The sequence below is a fragment of the Winogradskyella epiphytica genome, assembly GCF_003217215.1.
Taxonomy (GTDB): Bacteria; Bacteroidota; Bacteroidia; order Flavobacteriales; family Flavobacteriaceae; genus Winogradskyella; species Winogradskyella epiphytica.
The window spans coordinates 854,258-870,325 of record NZ_QJTD01000001.1 but is presented as its reverse complement, the minus strand read 5'-3'; the positions used below and the strand labels follow the sequence as shown (position 1 = coordinate 870,325).

At 34.0% G+C, this 16,068-nt stretch carries 13 protein-coding genes and 1 tRNA gene; 7 read left to right on the top strand and 7 right to left on the bottom strand.

Annotated features, from left to right (window positions below; all coding sequences use genetic code 11):
- Nucleotides 1–44: 44 nt before the first annotated feature.
- From DFQ11_RS03845 to mce, 3 genes are all read right to left on the bottom strand, one after another.
- The gene (locus DFQ11_RS03845; RefSeq protein WP_110474435.1) at nucleotides 45–2,144 is read right to left on the bottom strand and encodes an amino acid carrier protein; all 2,100 of its coding nucleotides are present in this window, start codon (nucleotides 2,142–2,144) and stop codon (nucleotides 45–47) included.
- A 180-nt stretch (nucleotides 2,145–2,324) separates the two neighbouring features.
- Nucleotides 2,325–2,398 (bottom strand) — tRNA-Ile (locus tag DFQ11_RS03840).
- 84 nt (nucleotides 2,399–2,482) lie between these two features.
- The gene (mce, locus tag DFQ11_RS03835; protein WP_110474433.1) at nucleotides 2,483–2,887 is read right to left on the bottom strand and encodes a methylmalonyl-CoA epimerase; all 405 of its coding nucleotides are present in this window, start codon (nucleotides 2,885–2,887) and stop codon (nucleotides 2,483–2,485) included.
- A 117-nt stretch (nucleotides 2,888–3,004) separates the two neighbouring features.
- Here mce and rbfA point away from each other — a divergent pair, with 117 nt between their 5' ends.
- Together rbfA and DFQ11_RS03825 are read left to right on the top strand one after the other, a co-directional pair.
- On the top strand, nucleotides 3,005–3,403 hold the full coding sequence (rbfA, locus tag DFQ11_RS03830) for a 30S ribosome-binding factor RbfA (protein ID WP_110474431.1): 399 nt from the start codon (nucleotides 3,005–3,007) through the stop codon (nucleotides 3,401–3,403).
- Complete coding sequence (locus tag DFQ11_RS03825; protein WP_110474429.1) at nucleotides 3,404–4,606, top strand: ABC transporter permease; 1,203 nt, start codon at nucleotides 3,404–3,406, stop codon at nucleotides 4,604–4,606.
- Nucleotides 4,607–6,193: 1,587 nt separating this feature from the next.
- Here DFQ11_RS03825 and dusB read toward each other — a convergent pair.
- Complete coding sequence (dusB, locus tag DFQ11_RS03820; protein WP_110474427.1) at nucleotides 6,194–7,186, bottom strand: tRNA dihydrouridine synthase DusB; 993 nt, start codon at nucleotides 7,184–7,186, stop codon at nucleotides 6,194–6,196.
- Nucleotides 7,187–7,301: 115 nt separating this feature from the next.
- On the opposite strand from dusB, the gene DFQ11_RS03815 reads away from it, so the two are divergent.
- Genes DFQ11_RS03815 through DFQ11_RS03800 form a run of 4 tightly spaced genes read left to right on the top strand, consistent with a single transcriptional unit; the run spans nucleotide 7,302 to nucleotide 10,155 of the window.
- Nucleotides 7,302–7,835 carry a hypothetical protein gene (locus DFQ11_RS03815; RefSeq protein WP_110474425.1) on the top strand — a complete coding sequence of 178 codons (534 nt, stop codon included), beginning with the start codon at nucleotides 7,302–7,304 and terminating at the stop codon, nucleotides 7,833–7,835.
- 1 nt (nucleotide 7,836) lies between these two features.
- Nucleotides 7,837–8,580: a prolipoprotein diacylglyceryl transferase gene (locus tag DFQ11_RS03810; protein ID WP_110474423.1), complete on the top strand. Its 744-nt coding sequence runs from the start codon at nucleotides 7,837–7,839 to the stop codon at nucleotides 8,578–8,580.
- Entirely contained in the window at nucleotides 8,570–9,964 is a 1,395-nt protein-coding gene (locus tag DFQ11_RS03805; RefSeq protein ID WP_110474421.1) for a radical SAM protein, read from the top strand. Before DFQ11_RS03810 ends, DFQ11_RS03805 begins: the two co-directional genes overlap by 11 nt.
- Complete coding sequence (locus tag DFQ11_RS03800) at nucleotides 9,961–10,155, top strand: hypothetical protein (RefSeq protein ID WP_110474419.1); 195 nt, start codon at nucleotides 9,961–9,963, stop codon at nucleotides 10,153–10,155. Before DFQ11_RS03805 ends, DFQ11_RS03800 begins: the two co-directional genes overlap by 4 nt.
- A gap of 71 nt (nucleotides 10,156–10,226) precedes the next feature.
- On the opposite strand, the gene DFQ11_RS03795 is transcribed toward DFQ11_RS03800, so the two are convergent.
- Nucleotides 10,227–10,817, bottom strand: coding sequence for a hypothetical protein (locus DFQ11_RS03795; RefSeq protein WP_110474417.1), 591 nt, complete (start codon nucleotides 10,815–10,817; stop codon nucleotides 10,227–10,229).
- A 96-nt stretch (nucleotides 10,818–10,913) separates the two neighbouring features.
- A complete protein-coding gene (locus tag DFQ11_RS03790; protein ID WP_110474415.1) occupies nucleotides 10,914–12,158 on the bottom strand; it encodes a M28 family peptidase in 1,245 nt (414 codons plus the stop codon).
- Between the two features lie 148 nt (nucleotides 12,159–12,306).
- On the opposite strand from DFQ11_RS03790, the gene DFQ11_RS03785 reads away from it, so the two are divergent.
- Nucleotides 12,307–13,422: a TolB family protein gene (locus DFQ11_RS03785; protein WP_110474413.1), complete on the top strand. Its 1,116-nt coding sequence runs from the start codon at nucleotides 12,307–12,309 to the stop codon at nucleotides 13,420–13,422.
- A gap of 82 nt (nucleotides 13,423–13,504) precedes the next feature.
- Here the strand turns inward: DFQ11_RS03785 and DFQ11_RS03780 are convergent, their stop codons facing one another.
- Nucleotides 13,505–15,922, bottom strand: a complete 2,418-nt coding sequence (locus DFQ11_RS03780; RefSeq protein WP_110474411.1) for a TonB-dependent receptor domain-containing protein — start codon at nucleotides 15,920–15,922, stop codon at nucleotides 13,505–13,507.
- Nucleotides 15,923–16,068: the final 146 nt, after the last annotated feature.

Below are 16,068 nucleotides of genomic sequence, written 5' to 3'. Positions count from 1 at the left end.
TTCTTAGTGTATTAAATTTTAAGACATGTCGCAATTCTTAACAACTAATCATCAGATTTTATAAATTTTGGATTGATATACAGTTTACCTGTTTTTAATTTATCCCAATACACTTTCATATCGGCACTTATTTCTGGGGCCATTATATATAAGCCAATTATATTAGGAAAAGACATCGCTAGTATCATCATATCAGCAAAACTCAGTACCGCCCCTAAGCTAACTGAAGCTCCTAATACTACAAATACCAAATACATGACTTTATAAACTAACTCTAATTTTTTACTTCTCCCAAACAAATAAGTCCATGAGCGCATACCGTAATACGACCACGATACCATTGTAGAGAATGCAAAAAGAAAAACAGCTATAGCTAGAACCGCAGGGAACCACGACACAACAGAACCAAAAGCATCGGCTGTTAATTCTACGCCACCTAATCCACTATTAGATTCATGCATTCCGGTGAAAATTAACACAAGAGCGGTCATTGTACAAACTAACATAGTATCTATAAACGGCTCTACTAAAGAGGTAAAGCCATCAGCAATTGGGTGATTGGTTTTAGAGGCACTATGTGCAATTGCCGCAGATCCAACTCCTGCCTCACTAGAAAATGCTGCACGTTGTAATCCTATAATTAGCACCCCAATAAAGCCTCCTTTTAAGGCTTCGGCAGAAAAGGCACCATCAACAATAGCAAGGACAGCTCCTCCAATATATTCTATATGATATCCTATTACAACTAAACAACCTACTACATAAAAAATGGCCATAATAGGCACCACTTTCGCGGTAACGTTAGCTATACTCTTAATTCCACCAATAATTACCGCTCCTACTAAAAGCGCAAACCCGATTCCGAACCAAAACCCTTGCCCCTGCAAAAATGGAATTTGTTCAGAAACAATTTTAAAGGCTTGATTAGATTGTAGCATATTTCCTCCTCCAAATGAAGCTCCTACTCCAAGTACAGCAAAAAGGATAGCTAAAAACTTACCTAATTTCTTTAAGTTTTGTTTTTCCAATCCGTAGCGTAGATAATTCATAGGTCCACCGAAAATACGTCCCTCTTCATCTATAAAACGATATTTAACACCAAGTGTACATTCGGCAAATTTTAAAGACATCCCGAAAAATCCTGCCAGAAACATCCAAAAGGTAGCACCTGCTCCTCCTAAAGAAATTGCTACTGCAACTCCAGCGATATTTCCCAATCCCACTGTAGCGGAAACAGCCGTTGCCATAGCCTGAAAATGCGTAATTGTTCCTGGTGCGTCTGGATCGTCATACTTACCCCGTGCTAATTCTAAAGAGTGTTTAAATCCTCGAATATTCACAAACTTCAATCGAAGTGTAAAAAATATACTACCTAGGATAAGCCAAATTACAATAAAAGGAATGGTGTTTGTTTTAACCTCACCGTTAGGATGTAAAAGTGGTTTGGCGGAATCGAAACTAATGACTCCTAAAAGTGGGGCTTTGAATGAGCCTGTTTCAGGTATTCTTGAAATAAATTCACCTTCTTTAGTTATGTGATTTATAGTTCCATCTGCCAAAGCGACTACTGTAGATTTTTCATTTTGATTACTTAAAAGTACAACGATGTCTTCTCCCTTTTTAACAGAACTACCATCCGCAACTAACCACTTCTCAACTTCATAGTCTAAGTTGGTAACTTTATTTTTAAGAGGAAGCTTAATGTTTATTGAAGAAGAATAAACCACAGGGTCGTATACTCCAAGGGCTGCAAAAGGGTCCCAAAATAGAATAGCGCCTAATACATCAACAGCAGGCTGTACCTTACTATTGAAAATTTCCGTAATTGATTCGGCTGGAATTTTAAATTCTTTTGAAACACTATTTCCATTAGCATCGCTCACAAGGACTGAATGCTTCATACCTTCAATTAAACCATCAGATTCTTTAGATTTCAAAGAGGTTTCAACATTACTCCATTTATACTGATAAGGAGGTTTTCCGCCTTGAACTTCAACCTTAGCTACTCCATCATTAATTTCAGAAGAAGGATTGAGAAATTCTACGTTCACAACTAGTTCATCAGTAGATTGAACTTGAGCTATAGTATTATTAGAAAAAACGAAAAACAATGCCAAAAAGGCACAAAAAGTATATTTTGTCATCTATTTATTTAAAATTTCACAATTTAAAGACTGAAAATCACAATATTAATAATAAGAGAAGCTCCTCCAAAATTATAAGCTGATTTTTTTTAGTAATACCAGAAGTGATTAAGTAGAAAAAACAAAAAAATCATCATAAAAAAAAGCCTCTACATTTCTGTAAAGGCTTGGTTTTACTTGTGGTCCCACCTGGGCTCGAACCAGGGACTTTCTGATTATGAGTCAGATACTCTAACCAGCTGAGTTATAGGACCCATTAGCATAGAGCTAACTTCAAGTTACTCTTTTTTCAAAGAGAGTGCAATATTACTACATATTTTTTTACCGACAAAGTATTTTTATTTTTTAATATCCTGACATAATTCAATCAATACACCATTAGTCGCTTTAGGGTGTAAAAAAGCGATCAACTTATTATCAGCCCCTTGTTTCGGCTTTTTATGAATCATGGTAAAACCTTCTTCGGTTAATCTTTCAATTTCCTTTTCAATATCATCAACAGCAAAAGCGATATGGTGAATGCCTTCACCCTTTTTTTCTATGAACTTAGCAATCGGACTATCTTCATGAGTAGCTTGAAGCAATTCAATTTTATTCGGTCCACATTCAAAAAATGAGGTTTTTACACCTTCACTTTCAACCTCTTCAGTTTTATAATGCTCTTTTCCAAATAAGGTGGCAAAAAGATGATTTGAACTTTCAATATCTTTTACAGCAATTCCAATATGTTCAATTTTTTTCATTAATTCTTATTTCAGTTTCCGCTAAATCGGAAATCTCATTAATAATTTATACCTTCAAAAATAAGATAATCTTTAAATAACATCTACTTTTGCAGATGATTAGTTATTATAGTCATTATGGAAGAATTAACACAAAGACAGAAAAAAATAGGAGGTATACTCCAACAAGATTTAGCAGAGGTTTTACAAAAAGCAGCGACTGATGGTGGTTTACGAGGCGTTATAATCTCTGTAAGTAAAGTGAATGTCACTACAGATTTAACGGTAGCGAAAGTATATCTAAGTATATTTCCTAATAAAGAAGCAAAACCTTTATTGGAAGGAATTAAGTCTAACAAACCTTTAATTAGACACGAATTAGCCCAACGTACACGTCATCAACTTAGACGTATGCCACAATTAGAATTTTTTATCGATGATTCGCTTGAGTACATCGACGGAATTGAACGTTCCTTAAGAGGTGAAGACAATCCTATAGAAAATCCGGATTTATTAGGTAAGCGAAAAAAATCTTAAGTGAATTTTCCTCTTTATATAGCAAAACGTTACCTGTTTTCTAAAAGCAGTAATAATGCTATTAATATAATGACATGGATTGCCTCTGGTGGTGTTATTATTGCATCTGCAGCACTTTTTATTGTATTATCTGTTTTTGCAGGTTTAAAAGATTATAGTCTCAACTTTTCGTCTTTTGTAGATCCAGATTTAAAACTCATTCCTTCTGAAGGAAAATCTTTTCAATGGACAGAAAATGATAAATCTTCACTTTTAAAGATTGAAGGTATTGAAGCGCATTCAAAAATTGTTGAAGAGCGCATCATTATTAAGTCCGAAAACAAAAATCTTCTCGCCACCTTAAAAGGTGTTGACAGCAATTACCTAAATGTGACTAGCGTTGATACTATGGTCACTAGAGGAAATTGGCTTACTCCTGAAAGTAATGATGTGGTTTCAGGTTGGGGAATATCTAATAATCTATCTTTTGGAGTTTTAGATTATTTAAAGCCGTTATCATTATACGTTCCAAAGGTCGGTAGAGGGCAAGCAAGTACTTTAAAAGGTTATTATAACTCGGTTTACGTAAATAATGTTGGTCTCTTTGAAATTAACGAGGAGCTGAATAATAAATATGTGTTTTCAACCATTGAATTGGCAAAACGATTACTGAATTATAACGACAATCAACTCAGTGCTATTGAACTTAAGTTGACACCTGATGCTAACGAATCGGAAGTTAGATCAAAACTTGAAGCTACCTTCGGAAATAAATTCACCATAAAAAACAGAGCTGAACTTAACGATGCTTTATTTAAAATGTTGAATACGGAAAATCTTGCAATCTACCTTATTTTTACTTTGGTGATAATTATTGCTTTGTTCAACGTGATTGGCGCAATTATTATGATGATTCTGGATAAAAAGAAATCACTGAATACCCTATTCAACTTAGGAACTGAAACGAAGACGATTAAGTCAATTTTCTTTTTACAAGGGAGTCTAATGACTATTGTAAGTGGAATTATTGGAGTGACGATTGGGTTGATTGTGGTATATCTACAACAGTCTTTTGAATTGGTGATGCTCACACCTGATTTGGCTTATCCTGTAAGACTAAATTTCTTGAATGTTCTCATTGTATTAGCGACGATTATTGCTTTGGGGATTGTAGCTTCTAAAATCGCTTCACAGCGTATTACTAAGGAATTGATAAAAAGCTAGGTTGGAGACCTGCGATCTGAAAATTATTACGCGGAGTTACGCAGAGGTGACATAGAGAGTCGCGGAGATAGTTTAGATTCTAATTTCACGAATCAGCAATGGAACCTCACTACTGACTAACAACTAAAATCTAATAACTAAAAAAGTCACTAATTCCACTAATCAACCAACAACTGAAAATCCACAACAGACAACTATTACCCAGAGTTGCGCGGAGGAGACACAAAGAGCCACATATAAAATATTTGATTTTAATTTCACAAATAATCAATGAAACTGCACTACCGGCTAACAACTAAAATCTAACAACTCAAAAAGACACCAATTGCACTAATTTCCACTAATCAGCGGACAACTGAAAACACACAACTGATAACAGGGGAAAACCCAGAACAGACAACTATTACCCAGAGTTGCGCGGAGGTGACCCAGAGAGTCGCGGAGAAAATATCAGATTCTAATTTCACGAATCAACAATGAAACCACACTACCGGCTAACCACTAAAATCTAATAACTCAAAAAGACACTAATTACACTAATTTCCACTAATCAACCAACAACTGAAAACCCACAACAACAACTATTACCCAGAGTTGCGCGGAGGAGACACAAAGAACCACAGAGAAAATATTTGATTTTAATTTCACAAATAATCAATGAAACTGCACTACCGGCTAACAACTAAAATCTAACAACTAAAAAAGACACTAATTGCACTAATTTCCACTAATCAACCAACAACAGAAAACTCACAACTGATAACGGGGAAAACCCACAACAGACAACTATTATCCAGAGTTGCGCGGAGGTGACCCAGAGAGTCGAGGAGAAAATATTTGATTTTAATTTCACAAATAATCAATGAATCTGAACTACCGGCTAACAACTAAAATCTAATAACTCAAAAAGACACTAATTGCACTCATTTCCACTAATCAACGGACAACTGAAAACCCACAACAAACAACTGTTACCCAGAGTCGCGGAGAAAATATCAGATTCTAATTTCACGAATCAACAATGAATCTGAACTACCGGCTAACAACTAAAATCTAATAACTAAAAAAGACACTAATTGCACTAATTTCCACTAATCAACCAACAACTGAAAACCCACAACAGACAACTGTTACCCAGAGTTGCGCGGAGGAGACACAAAGAGTCACGGAGAAAATATCAGATTCTAATTTCACGAATCAACAATGAAACCACACTACTGACTAACCACTAAAATCTAATAACTCAAATAGACACTAATTTCCACTAATCAGCGGACAACTGAAAACCCACGTCAGACAACTGTTACCCAGAGATGCGCGGAGGTTACCCAGAGAGTCGAGGAGAAAATATTTGATTTTAATTTCACAAACAATCAATGAAACTGCACTACCGGCTAACAACTAAAATCTAACAACTCAAAAAGACACTAATTTCCACTAATCAGCGGACAACTGAAAACCCACAACTGATAACGGGGGAAAACCCACAACAGACAACTATTACCCAGAGTTGCGCAGAGGTCATGCAGAGAGCAATAGAGAAAATATTAGATTCTAATTTCATGAATCAGCTCTTTCTCTTTCGATTTATACAAATTGGTAATCAGAAAACTTATCTAAGACCTCATCAAATGCAGCAAAAACATCTTTTGAATCGTCACTAGTTACCATTTTCATTCTGTATTCTTTAAAATGTGGAATACCTCTAAAATAGTTCGTATAATGTCTTCGTGTTTCAAAAACACCTAGAGTTTCACCTTTCCAATCAATTGCCATTTGAAGGTGACGTCTTGCCGCTTCTACACGTTCAGCTAATGAAATTGGAGCTAAATGCTCACCTGTTTCAAAATAGTGCTTGACTTGCTTAAAGAACCATGGGTTTCCAATAGTTGCTCTTCCAATCATTGCACCATCCAATCCATAAGAATCACGCATTTCCATAGCTTTTTCAGGCGAATCTACATCTCCATTTCCAAACACAGGAATATGCATTCGTGGATTGTTTTTTACATCAGCAATAAGATTCCAGTCGGCATTGCCTTTGTACATTTGAGCTCTTGTTCTACCGTGAATCGCAATAGCCTTACATCCTACATCTTGTAAACGTTCTGCAACCTCAACAATTTTTATAGAATCGTGATCCCAACCTAAACGCGTTTTTACAGTCACAGGTAAATTGGTGCGCTTTACCATTTCAGCAGTCAATTTTTCCATTAAGCAGACATCTTTTAAAATACCCGCTCCTGCTCCTTTTGAAACTACCTTTTTTACTGGACATCCAAAATTGATATCAATAATATCTGGATTGGATTTTTCGACGATATCGATAGTTTGCAACATACTTTCCAAATTGGCTCCGAAGATTTGAATGCCAACCGGTCGCTCCTTTTCGTAAATGTCTAATTTCATAACACTTTTTGCCGCGTTACGAATTAATCCTTCACTACTCACAAACTCAGTATATACCACATCTGCACCTTGCTCTTTACAAAGCGCTCTAAACGGTGGATCACTTACATCTTCCATAGGAGCTAAAAGCAATGGAAAGTCTGGTAATTCTATGTCGCCTATTTTAACCAATTGAATAAATTTTGGTGCAAAATTACGTCTTTTATTATTCTTTATTTATTGCTTTCAAAAAATACCTTCTAAAGTGTTTTTTTCAAATCACCTATATTTGTACTAAATCTATCCTATGAAAAACAACCTACTTTTACTTTGTCTATCTTTTGTAATGCTTTCAAACTGTGATGTTATAGACGAATTAACCCATTTCGACATCGACCTGCAGACCAATTATTCTGTACCTGCAACAACACTAATTGATACACCATTTAACTTTAATACACCTGAAGTTACTACGGAGTCGGAATCTACCTTTGAAAACAATGACACCAACAGCAATTTAATTGAAAGTATTAAACTAAAGCGTATAAAACTTACCATTGATAGCCCAACCGAAGGTAATTTTAATTTTCTTAGAGAAATGCATGTCTATATCAAAGCAGATAATGTTGAAGAGGTTGAAATTGCAAATATCTATGATCTTCAAAATACCAATTCAAATAATTTGGAATTGGATGTTTTGGGTGAAGAATTAGAAGCATATATCAAAAAAGATAGTTATCAACTTCGTATTAAAACGATCACTGATGAAACGCTTAATCAAACTCACGACATAACTATAGACACGAAGTTTAGAGTCGATGCTAAAATTTTAGGCGTATAATTTGCAAATACCTTTTGAACCGACCGTATTTGGTTACCAACTTAATAGTCACCTTATCCTAGAATATCTAGCGTTCTTTATAGGCTTTAGATATTACGTGTATCTCAAACGAAAACAGACCGATGCTATTTCATCCAATAATCGATTATCTATTATTCTCGGAGCGGCATTAGGTGCATTAATTGGTTCGCGATTGGTGGGAGTTTTAGAAAATCCCATGATCGAATTTACAACACAAAACTTATTACAACTAGTCAATACTAAAACCATAATGGGTGGACTTTTTGGTGGTTTGCTTGGTGTGGAGTTGATAAAAAAAATTATAGGAGAGAAACAGTCATCTGGTGACTTATTTGTGTTTCCTATTATCGTCGGCATTTTTATAGGTAGAATTGGATGTTTCTTATCTGGTATCAATGAATTCACCTACGGAAAGGTTACAAATTCAGTGTTTGGAATGGATTTAGGTGATGGTTTATTAAGACATCCAACATCTTTATATGAATTGGTGTTTCTTGTTATTTTATACTTCGGTATGAAATGGGTTCAAAAGAATTCAAACTTAAAGAATGGCGATCTTTTTAAGCTATTTATGTTGAGTTACTTTGGATTTCGATTTGGTATCGAGTTTTTAAAACCAAATGTGTTTTATGTCTTCGGACTAAGTTCCATTCAAATATTATGTGTAATTTGTTGGCTATATTATTATAAATTCAACCACCAAAACCTTAAGAATGCCAGTTAGAAATTACACTTACTACGATTTTACATTAAGCCTATGTCCCGAATGTTTGAGACGCGTCGATGCTAAAATTGTTTTTGAAAACGGCAATGTTTATATGCTAAAACGTTGTAATGAACATGGCAATTCAAAAGTGTTGATTGCGGATGATATTGAGTATTATAAAAACATTAGAAATTACAATAAACCTAGCGAAACGCCTTACACATTTAATACCAAAACACATTACGGTTGTCCTTATGACTGTGGTTTATGTCCAGATCATGAGCAACACAGTTGCTTAACGGTTGTAGAGGTTACGGATCGTTGCAATTTAACCTGCCCAACATGTTATGCTGGTTCATCACCAACATACGGAAGGCATCGCTCTTTAGAAGAGGTTAAAGCGATGTTAGACGCTATTGTAAAAAATGAAAAAGAACCTGATGTGGTTCAAATCTCTGGTGGAGAACCTACAATTCACCCTCAGTTTTGGGAAATCATGGATTATGCTAAATCTCTACCCATTAGGCATTTAATGCTGAATACCAATGGGATAAAAATTGCTAAAGATTTTGAATTTGCTAAACGCTTAAAATCCTACGCACCAGATTTTGAAATTTACTTACAGTTTGATTCGTTTAAGGATAGTGTATTGCGTGAATTACGTGGCGCAGATTTGAGTTCAATAAGAAAACAAGCGCTAATGCACTTAAATCAACTGAATTTATCAACAACTTTGGTCGTTACGCTTCAAAAAGGATTAAATGACGACGAGATAGGGAAAATTATAGACTATGGCTTAAAACAGAAATGCGTGCGAGGAGTGACGCTTCAACCTACACAAATTGCTGGTCGATTAGAGAATTTTAATCCTGAAACTGATCGAATGACCTTAACCGAGGTGCGGCGAAAAATAATGGAGCAAACAGATATTTTTAATCCAGATGATTTGTTACCTGTACCTTGTAATCCGGATGCTTTAGTAATGGGTTACGCACTAAAACTAGATGGAGAGGTCTTTCCATTAACACGTTATATTAACCCAAATGATTTATTAGATAATAGCAAAAACACTATTATTTATGAACAAGATGCACAGCTTCAAGATAAAATGATAGAACTATTTAGTACAGGAAATTCAGTAGAAGTTGCTGAAGAAAATCTAAAATCCATCATGTGTTGTTTACCGCATATTGATGCTCCAAACTTGGGTTATGATAATTTGTTTAGAGTTATTATCATGCAATTTATAGATGCTTATAATTTCGATGTACGCGCGATTAAAAAATCTTGTGTGCATATTGTGAATAAAGACAATAAAATTATTCCTTTTGAAACCATGAATCTATTTTATCGCGATGATAAAAAAGCACGATTAGAAGAACTTAGACAAGAAATAGTATGATACCTATAGAAGTAAATTTAGATGGTTTGGTGACTCTAATATTCGCCATAATGTTTGGACCTGCAATTCTGCTTACAATCATTGGGTTTGCCGTTATAAGAAAGAATAAAAAAGCAGCAAAAATATGCTTTATCTTAGCTGCTGTTTATATTATAATAAGTTTTGGTATTTGTGGGAGTATGATGATGTAATCTTAATCTCCAAAGTTTACAACATCTAAAAACAAATTGTTTAAAACTCTAATTTAATTACACTACATAACTTACTGTCTTATCCAAACAGATGTTGAAGTCGTAGTATTATCTGTAACATTTCCAGTTGCAGGGTCTGTCTGAGATGTGGTTTCATCTTGAGAGAACGTAAGTGTTTGTCCGTCATTCGAAATTGAGAATGTCACGGTCTGTTCTCCTTGTAATGCCGACTGATCCATACCTTCAAATTCGAAGTCAAAAAATGATCCATCTACAGTCATTACATGGTTGACCGTAGAATATGTTCCGTTTCCATTCACACTTTCCATCGAATAAGCATCTGTAGAAACCGTATCTCCGTTTACCGCAACTTGAGTATCATAGGTGTAATTACCGGATGTTGTGAAAGTGTTTTGAGTAAAATTCAAAGTATAATCTTCTTCCGTACTAATAATGGCAATATCTGAAGTAAAAGACTGATCACCAAAGGTTGATGAGCTAACGAGAGTTACATCAAAATCAACTAACTCCCAAGTGCCAATTAATTCAGAATTATTGTTATTATTTTCACCTAAATCAAATCCAACATCTAAAGGTTCATTTTCACAAGTAAAAGCTGTTAATAAGGTAAATAGGCAGAATAGTGGTAAAAGTTTTTTCATTATTGAGTTGGTTTAGTTGAATAACAAATTTACATTAATTTATAAGGTAGAATTCTAAAGCTTTTAATTTTTATGTTAAATCCATTGATAAAATACTTAAAATTTCACCTTTTTCTCAAGAGTTTCTTCGCCACGTTTCACAATAATTTCAGCTTCATCCCCATTATCAAATACAGAAAGTGCACGCATATAACTCATCATATCTGTAATAGTACTATCACCTAGTTTTAAAACCACATCTCCTTTTTGTAGGCCGGCAGCAGTTGCGGGAGTGTCTTCTCGTGTGCCATCAATACGCATACCTTTTCCATCATATAAATAGTCTGGAACAACACCTAAACCGACTTTAAATCTTGGTGTTTCATCACTTTCATTTTTAGTTTTTCTAAAAGCTAATTTGCCATCATCATCCAAATCTTTAATTATATTATAAATATAATCTGAAATCAGATTCATGCCTTCATAATTTAACTTCTCAGGATCATCTCCTGGCTTATGGTAATCTTCATGCTGACCTGTAAAGAAATGCAATACGGGAATATCAATTAAATAAAATGAGGTATGATCGCTTGGTCCTACTCCACTTTCGTTTTCAATAATTTTAAATTTATTATTATTAGCTTTAATAGTTTGTTTAAACCTTGGTGAGGTTCCTGTTCCGTAAACGGCCAAAGTGCTATCGGCTTTCATACGGCCAACCATATCCATATTAATCATATAATTAATAGATTGTGCTTCAATCGTTGGGTTTTTAGAAAAATAATTGGATCCTAACAAGCCCATTTCTTCTCCTGAAAACGCCATGAATAAATAGTTGTTTTTGTCTTTTACTTTGGCATCATCATTTTTTATTTTTAATCGGCTAGCCAAGTTTAACATCACGGCAACTCCACTCGCATTATCGTCTGCACCATTGTGAACGGCTTTATTTTCTTCCCGATATAATGACCCTTCTCCTCCATATCCTAAATGGTCATAATGAGCACCAATAACCACAGTAGTTTCTGCATTATTATCAATAAAACCAAGGACATTATGACCTGTAATTGTACTATCTGCATTAGTTGTAAATTCAACCTCACTATGAGGGTCTGTTTTAGGCTTAAAAGAGAACGATTGCAAATACCCTCCTGTTCCTTTAGGTTGAAGTCCAATCGCCTTAAAACGACTTATAATATATTCTGAAGCTAAGACCTCACCTTCGGTTCCCGTTTGCCTTCCTTCTAATTTATCATCGGCTAAATATGCAACGTCTTCTTGAATTTTATTTTCAGCCACTTTTGGCTCAGTTTTACAAGATAAAAATCCTGCCAAAGCCAATAAATATATTATTCTCTTCATCTTAAAATATCTTTAATAAATTCCTCTAATTTATACTTTACCATTAATAATCAGAACTATTAAGTATTTTATTTTCAGGAATCTTTGACTTAAAATCTTACATTTACGTAAAATCGGGTATCAAAAACTCTCATTATAATTTCTTCTTATGAACAAATTCTTCACTATTCTTCTTCTCTTATTGATATGTGCATCTTGCAAGAACGAAAACCATAAAACCTCTAAAACCGCTGCTGAGACAACATCAGGTGCTACAAAAACACAAGAATCTTTAATTTATCCTGAAGAAATTCATTTTAAATCCATCAGGCAAGTCACTTATGGAGGCGATAATGCTGAAGCATATTGGAGTTTTGATGATAAACAGCTGGTATTTCAATCTAATAATACAAAATGGAACGTTGGCTGCGACCAAATGTTTCTAATGGATGCTACACAGACATTTACGGATAGTATAGCTCCACCTATGATCAGTACTGGTTTAGGACGAACTACTTGTGCTTATTTTTTACCAGATAACAAACATATTATTTACGCTTCAACACATCTTGGTGGTGAAGAATGTCCAGAAACTCCACTCCGCAAAAACGGAAAATATATTTGGCCAATTTATGATACTTATGACATTTTTGTAGCCGATTTAGAAGGTAATATTGTAAAGCAATTGACAAATGAAGTAGGTTATGATGCAGAACCAACAGTTTCTCCTAAAGGTGATAAAATTGTTTTTACGTCAACAAGAAGTGGTGATTTAGAGCTTTATACCATGAATATTGATGGCTCAGATGTCAAACAAATTACAAATGAGTTAGGTTATGATGGAGGCGCCTTCTTTTCTCCAGATGGTAGTAAGTTAATTTTCCGATCATCACGACCAAAAACTGAAGAAGAAATTAAAAATTATAAAGATTTATTGGCTGAAGGTCTCGTAGAACCTACTGAGATGGAGCTTTATATTTGTAATGCAGATGGTTCTGATTTACGTCAATTAACAGATTTAGGTAATGCGAATTGGAGTCCGTTTTTTCATCCTTCTGGTGAGAAAGTCTTATTCTCCTCTAATTTTGAAGCCGAACGTGGCTTTCCTTTCAACTTATATTTAATTGATATTGATGGGAAGAATTTAAAACGTGTAACACATGGTGAAACATTCGATGCGTTTCCTGTGTTTTCTAACGATGGTAAATACCTAGCCTTTTCTTCTAACAGAAACAATGGAGGAGGACGAGATACGAATTTGTTTATTGCAGAATGGCAAGATTAAAAGCAAAAATACTCCTATACATACATTAGATAAGTCAATCAAAAACCTACCTCAATCAGCGAAATCTGTAGGAAATTAAGCACTACTGCAAGTCCTTAATCCTATCACGTTCTTCAGCACTAGTTGCGCGTTGATTTGTACGAAGTTTAGTATTTCCAAAGTTGTATCTGAAGCCTAATTTAATAGTTCTACTATCTGAATCTAGAAGACTTGTTGTTGATTGATTAGAGTATCTCACTTTAGTATTATAATATTGTTGATTAAATAAATCTTCAGCTGAAAGTGATATTACAGCTCTTTTATTCATAATCGATTTTGAAATACTTAATTCCGAGAACAACATACCTTCTACTGTTTGAAGACGCTGGAGGTTTTTGCTCACGTAGTGCAAAGATAAATTGAAGTTTAAACTGTTATCTTCTAAAAGTGATAAATAAGTAGATAAAATACTAAGATTAGTCCACTGACTCTGTTCCACAAAACCATCTTCAAAATCAATTTCTTCAGTCATATTATAAAACGACGTTACTGCATAAACTCCCCATTTAGCTGACGGGTAATAATTAAAAATAAAGTCGAAACCGTAATCGACAGACTTATTTAAATTAGTAGGTGTATAGGCAATAATATGAGATTGGTTATCTTGTCTTTGCAACTCTTCAATAGGGCCATCATAATTCATATAATAGGCTTCAACCGTAAAATAATCTAAGAAATTAACACCTACTTTATAATAATCTCTGTAAGTAGGAGTCAAATTAGGGTTACCAACGACCACTGTACTTTCGTTCAGAAAAAATGAAAATGGATTTAGGCTCGTATAACTTGGCCTTGTAATGCTTCGATTATAATTAAGATCGATAGCTAAGTTATCTAAAATATCATAGGATATACTAGCATTAGGAAACCAATCGGTATAATCTTGAGTATTGATTTCGTTTAAACTCAAGGATTCACCTTCAATATTAGAATTTTCAACTCTCAAGCCAAGATTTAAATTCCATTTATCCCAAGATTTACTAAAAGCAGCATAAGCTGAAAGTACATTTTCATTATAATTAAATGCATCTGTATTATTAGCGTTAATAACTTCGGAATTGTTGATAATGTCAAACCTAGTTATGTCGCTTTCAGTACTTACGCTAGAGTATTTAAGTCCTGTTTCAAAACTACCAGAGTCCTCTATAGGTAAAGAATAATCTAGTTTTCCTATTACAATATTTGTCTTCTGATTTGCTAATGATTTAAATTCTGAATTATTTATAAAATCGTTATTCACATCATAAAAGTTACTCAGAACGTTTTGATCACGATCGTAATCATAAGTTGTATAATGTGCATTAAAAGTTAAATCCGCACTATTTTCAAAATCATGTTTAAAGATAAGGTCGCTACCAATATTGTACTTATTATCTCTTGATAAATTATTTGCAGTAAAGCGTGATGAGAAATCTAAATTCTCATCAAAAATTGAAGTGTTATTTGTTACTTTATATTTAAAATAAGGTGTATAAAGTCCTGTACTAGTAAGGCTCAAAGTATTCTGATCATCAATATAATAATCAAAATTTAAATTTAAATTATGAGTTTGAGACCATGTATTTCTATTAGTTTCTGACCTCCAAATTTGATCGATATTATTAGAATTATCGAAAAAATCAATATTCTCTTCTTGATCTCTATTTATCTTATTTTGTGTGTAATTATAATTAACGTTTAAGTTAATCTTATCATTTTTAAAATAATGACTTGTTCCGGCAATATATCGAGGGAAAACACCTTGTGTATAATTTGAAAACACACTACCTCTATAGCCGGCTATAAGATTTTTACTCATTATAATATTTATAACAGAACCACTATCGGCATCATAACTTGCCGGAGGGTTCGTAATCACTTCAACAGACTTAATGCTATTTGCCGGCGAACTTTCTAAAAGCTGCATCAACTCGTCTGAACTAAGCTGAACTCGGCGCCCATTAATATAGACATCTGCTTCAGCACTTTTTATGTTAATAGATCCATCGGAAATAATTACTCCAGGTGTGCTCTTTAAAACACTTAAGGTTGAACCTTCTGTCAAAGCCGTATTTTCTATATTGAAAATTAGACGATCAGGCTGACGTGTTAAAGTTGGTTTCTTACCAATAATCATGACTTCATCTAAACTTTCTGAAGCATCATTAAGTTGAATATTTTTTAGATCTAAATTTCCGGTTAAAACAATTTTTTGATTGAATTCTTCAAAACCAATAAAGCTAATTTTAATATTAAATGTACCTTCATCTAAATTGGTTAAATTGAAAACACCGTCTTCATTCGTAGAGGTTCCTTTAAGCGTAGAACCCTCTTTTTCTAACGAAATTATAACGTTAGCAAATTCAATTGGAGCATTATTATTATCTACCACACGTCCTGATATAGAATAGTCTTGTGCAAATAGTGTAAGTGATAATAGTGAAATAACCACACTAAAAAATTGACGCAGGTATAAAAACATAACATAGATTTGAATCGCAATATATAAATAGTTTTTAACATTTTATTGAGGTTTTACCGTAAAATCCTACTATTTTAATTATGCTTTTTGATACGACAAAGCCATAGAAATCAACTATATTTGCAAACAATTTTTTTGCTGTCTAA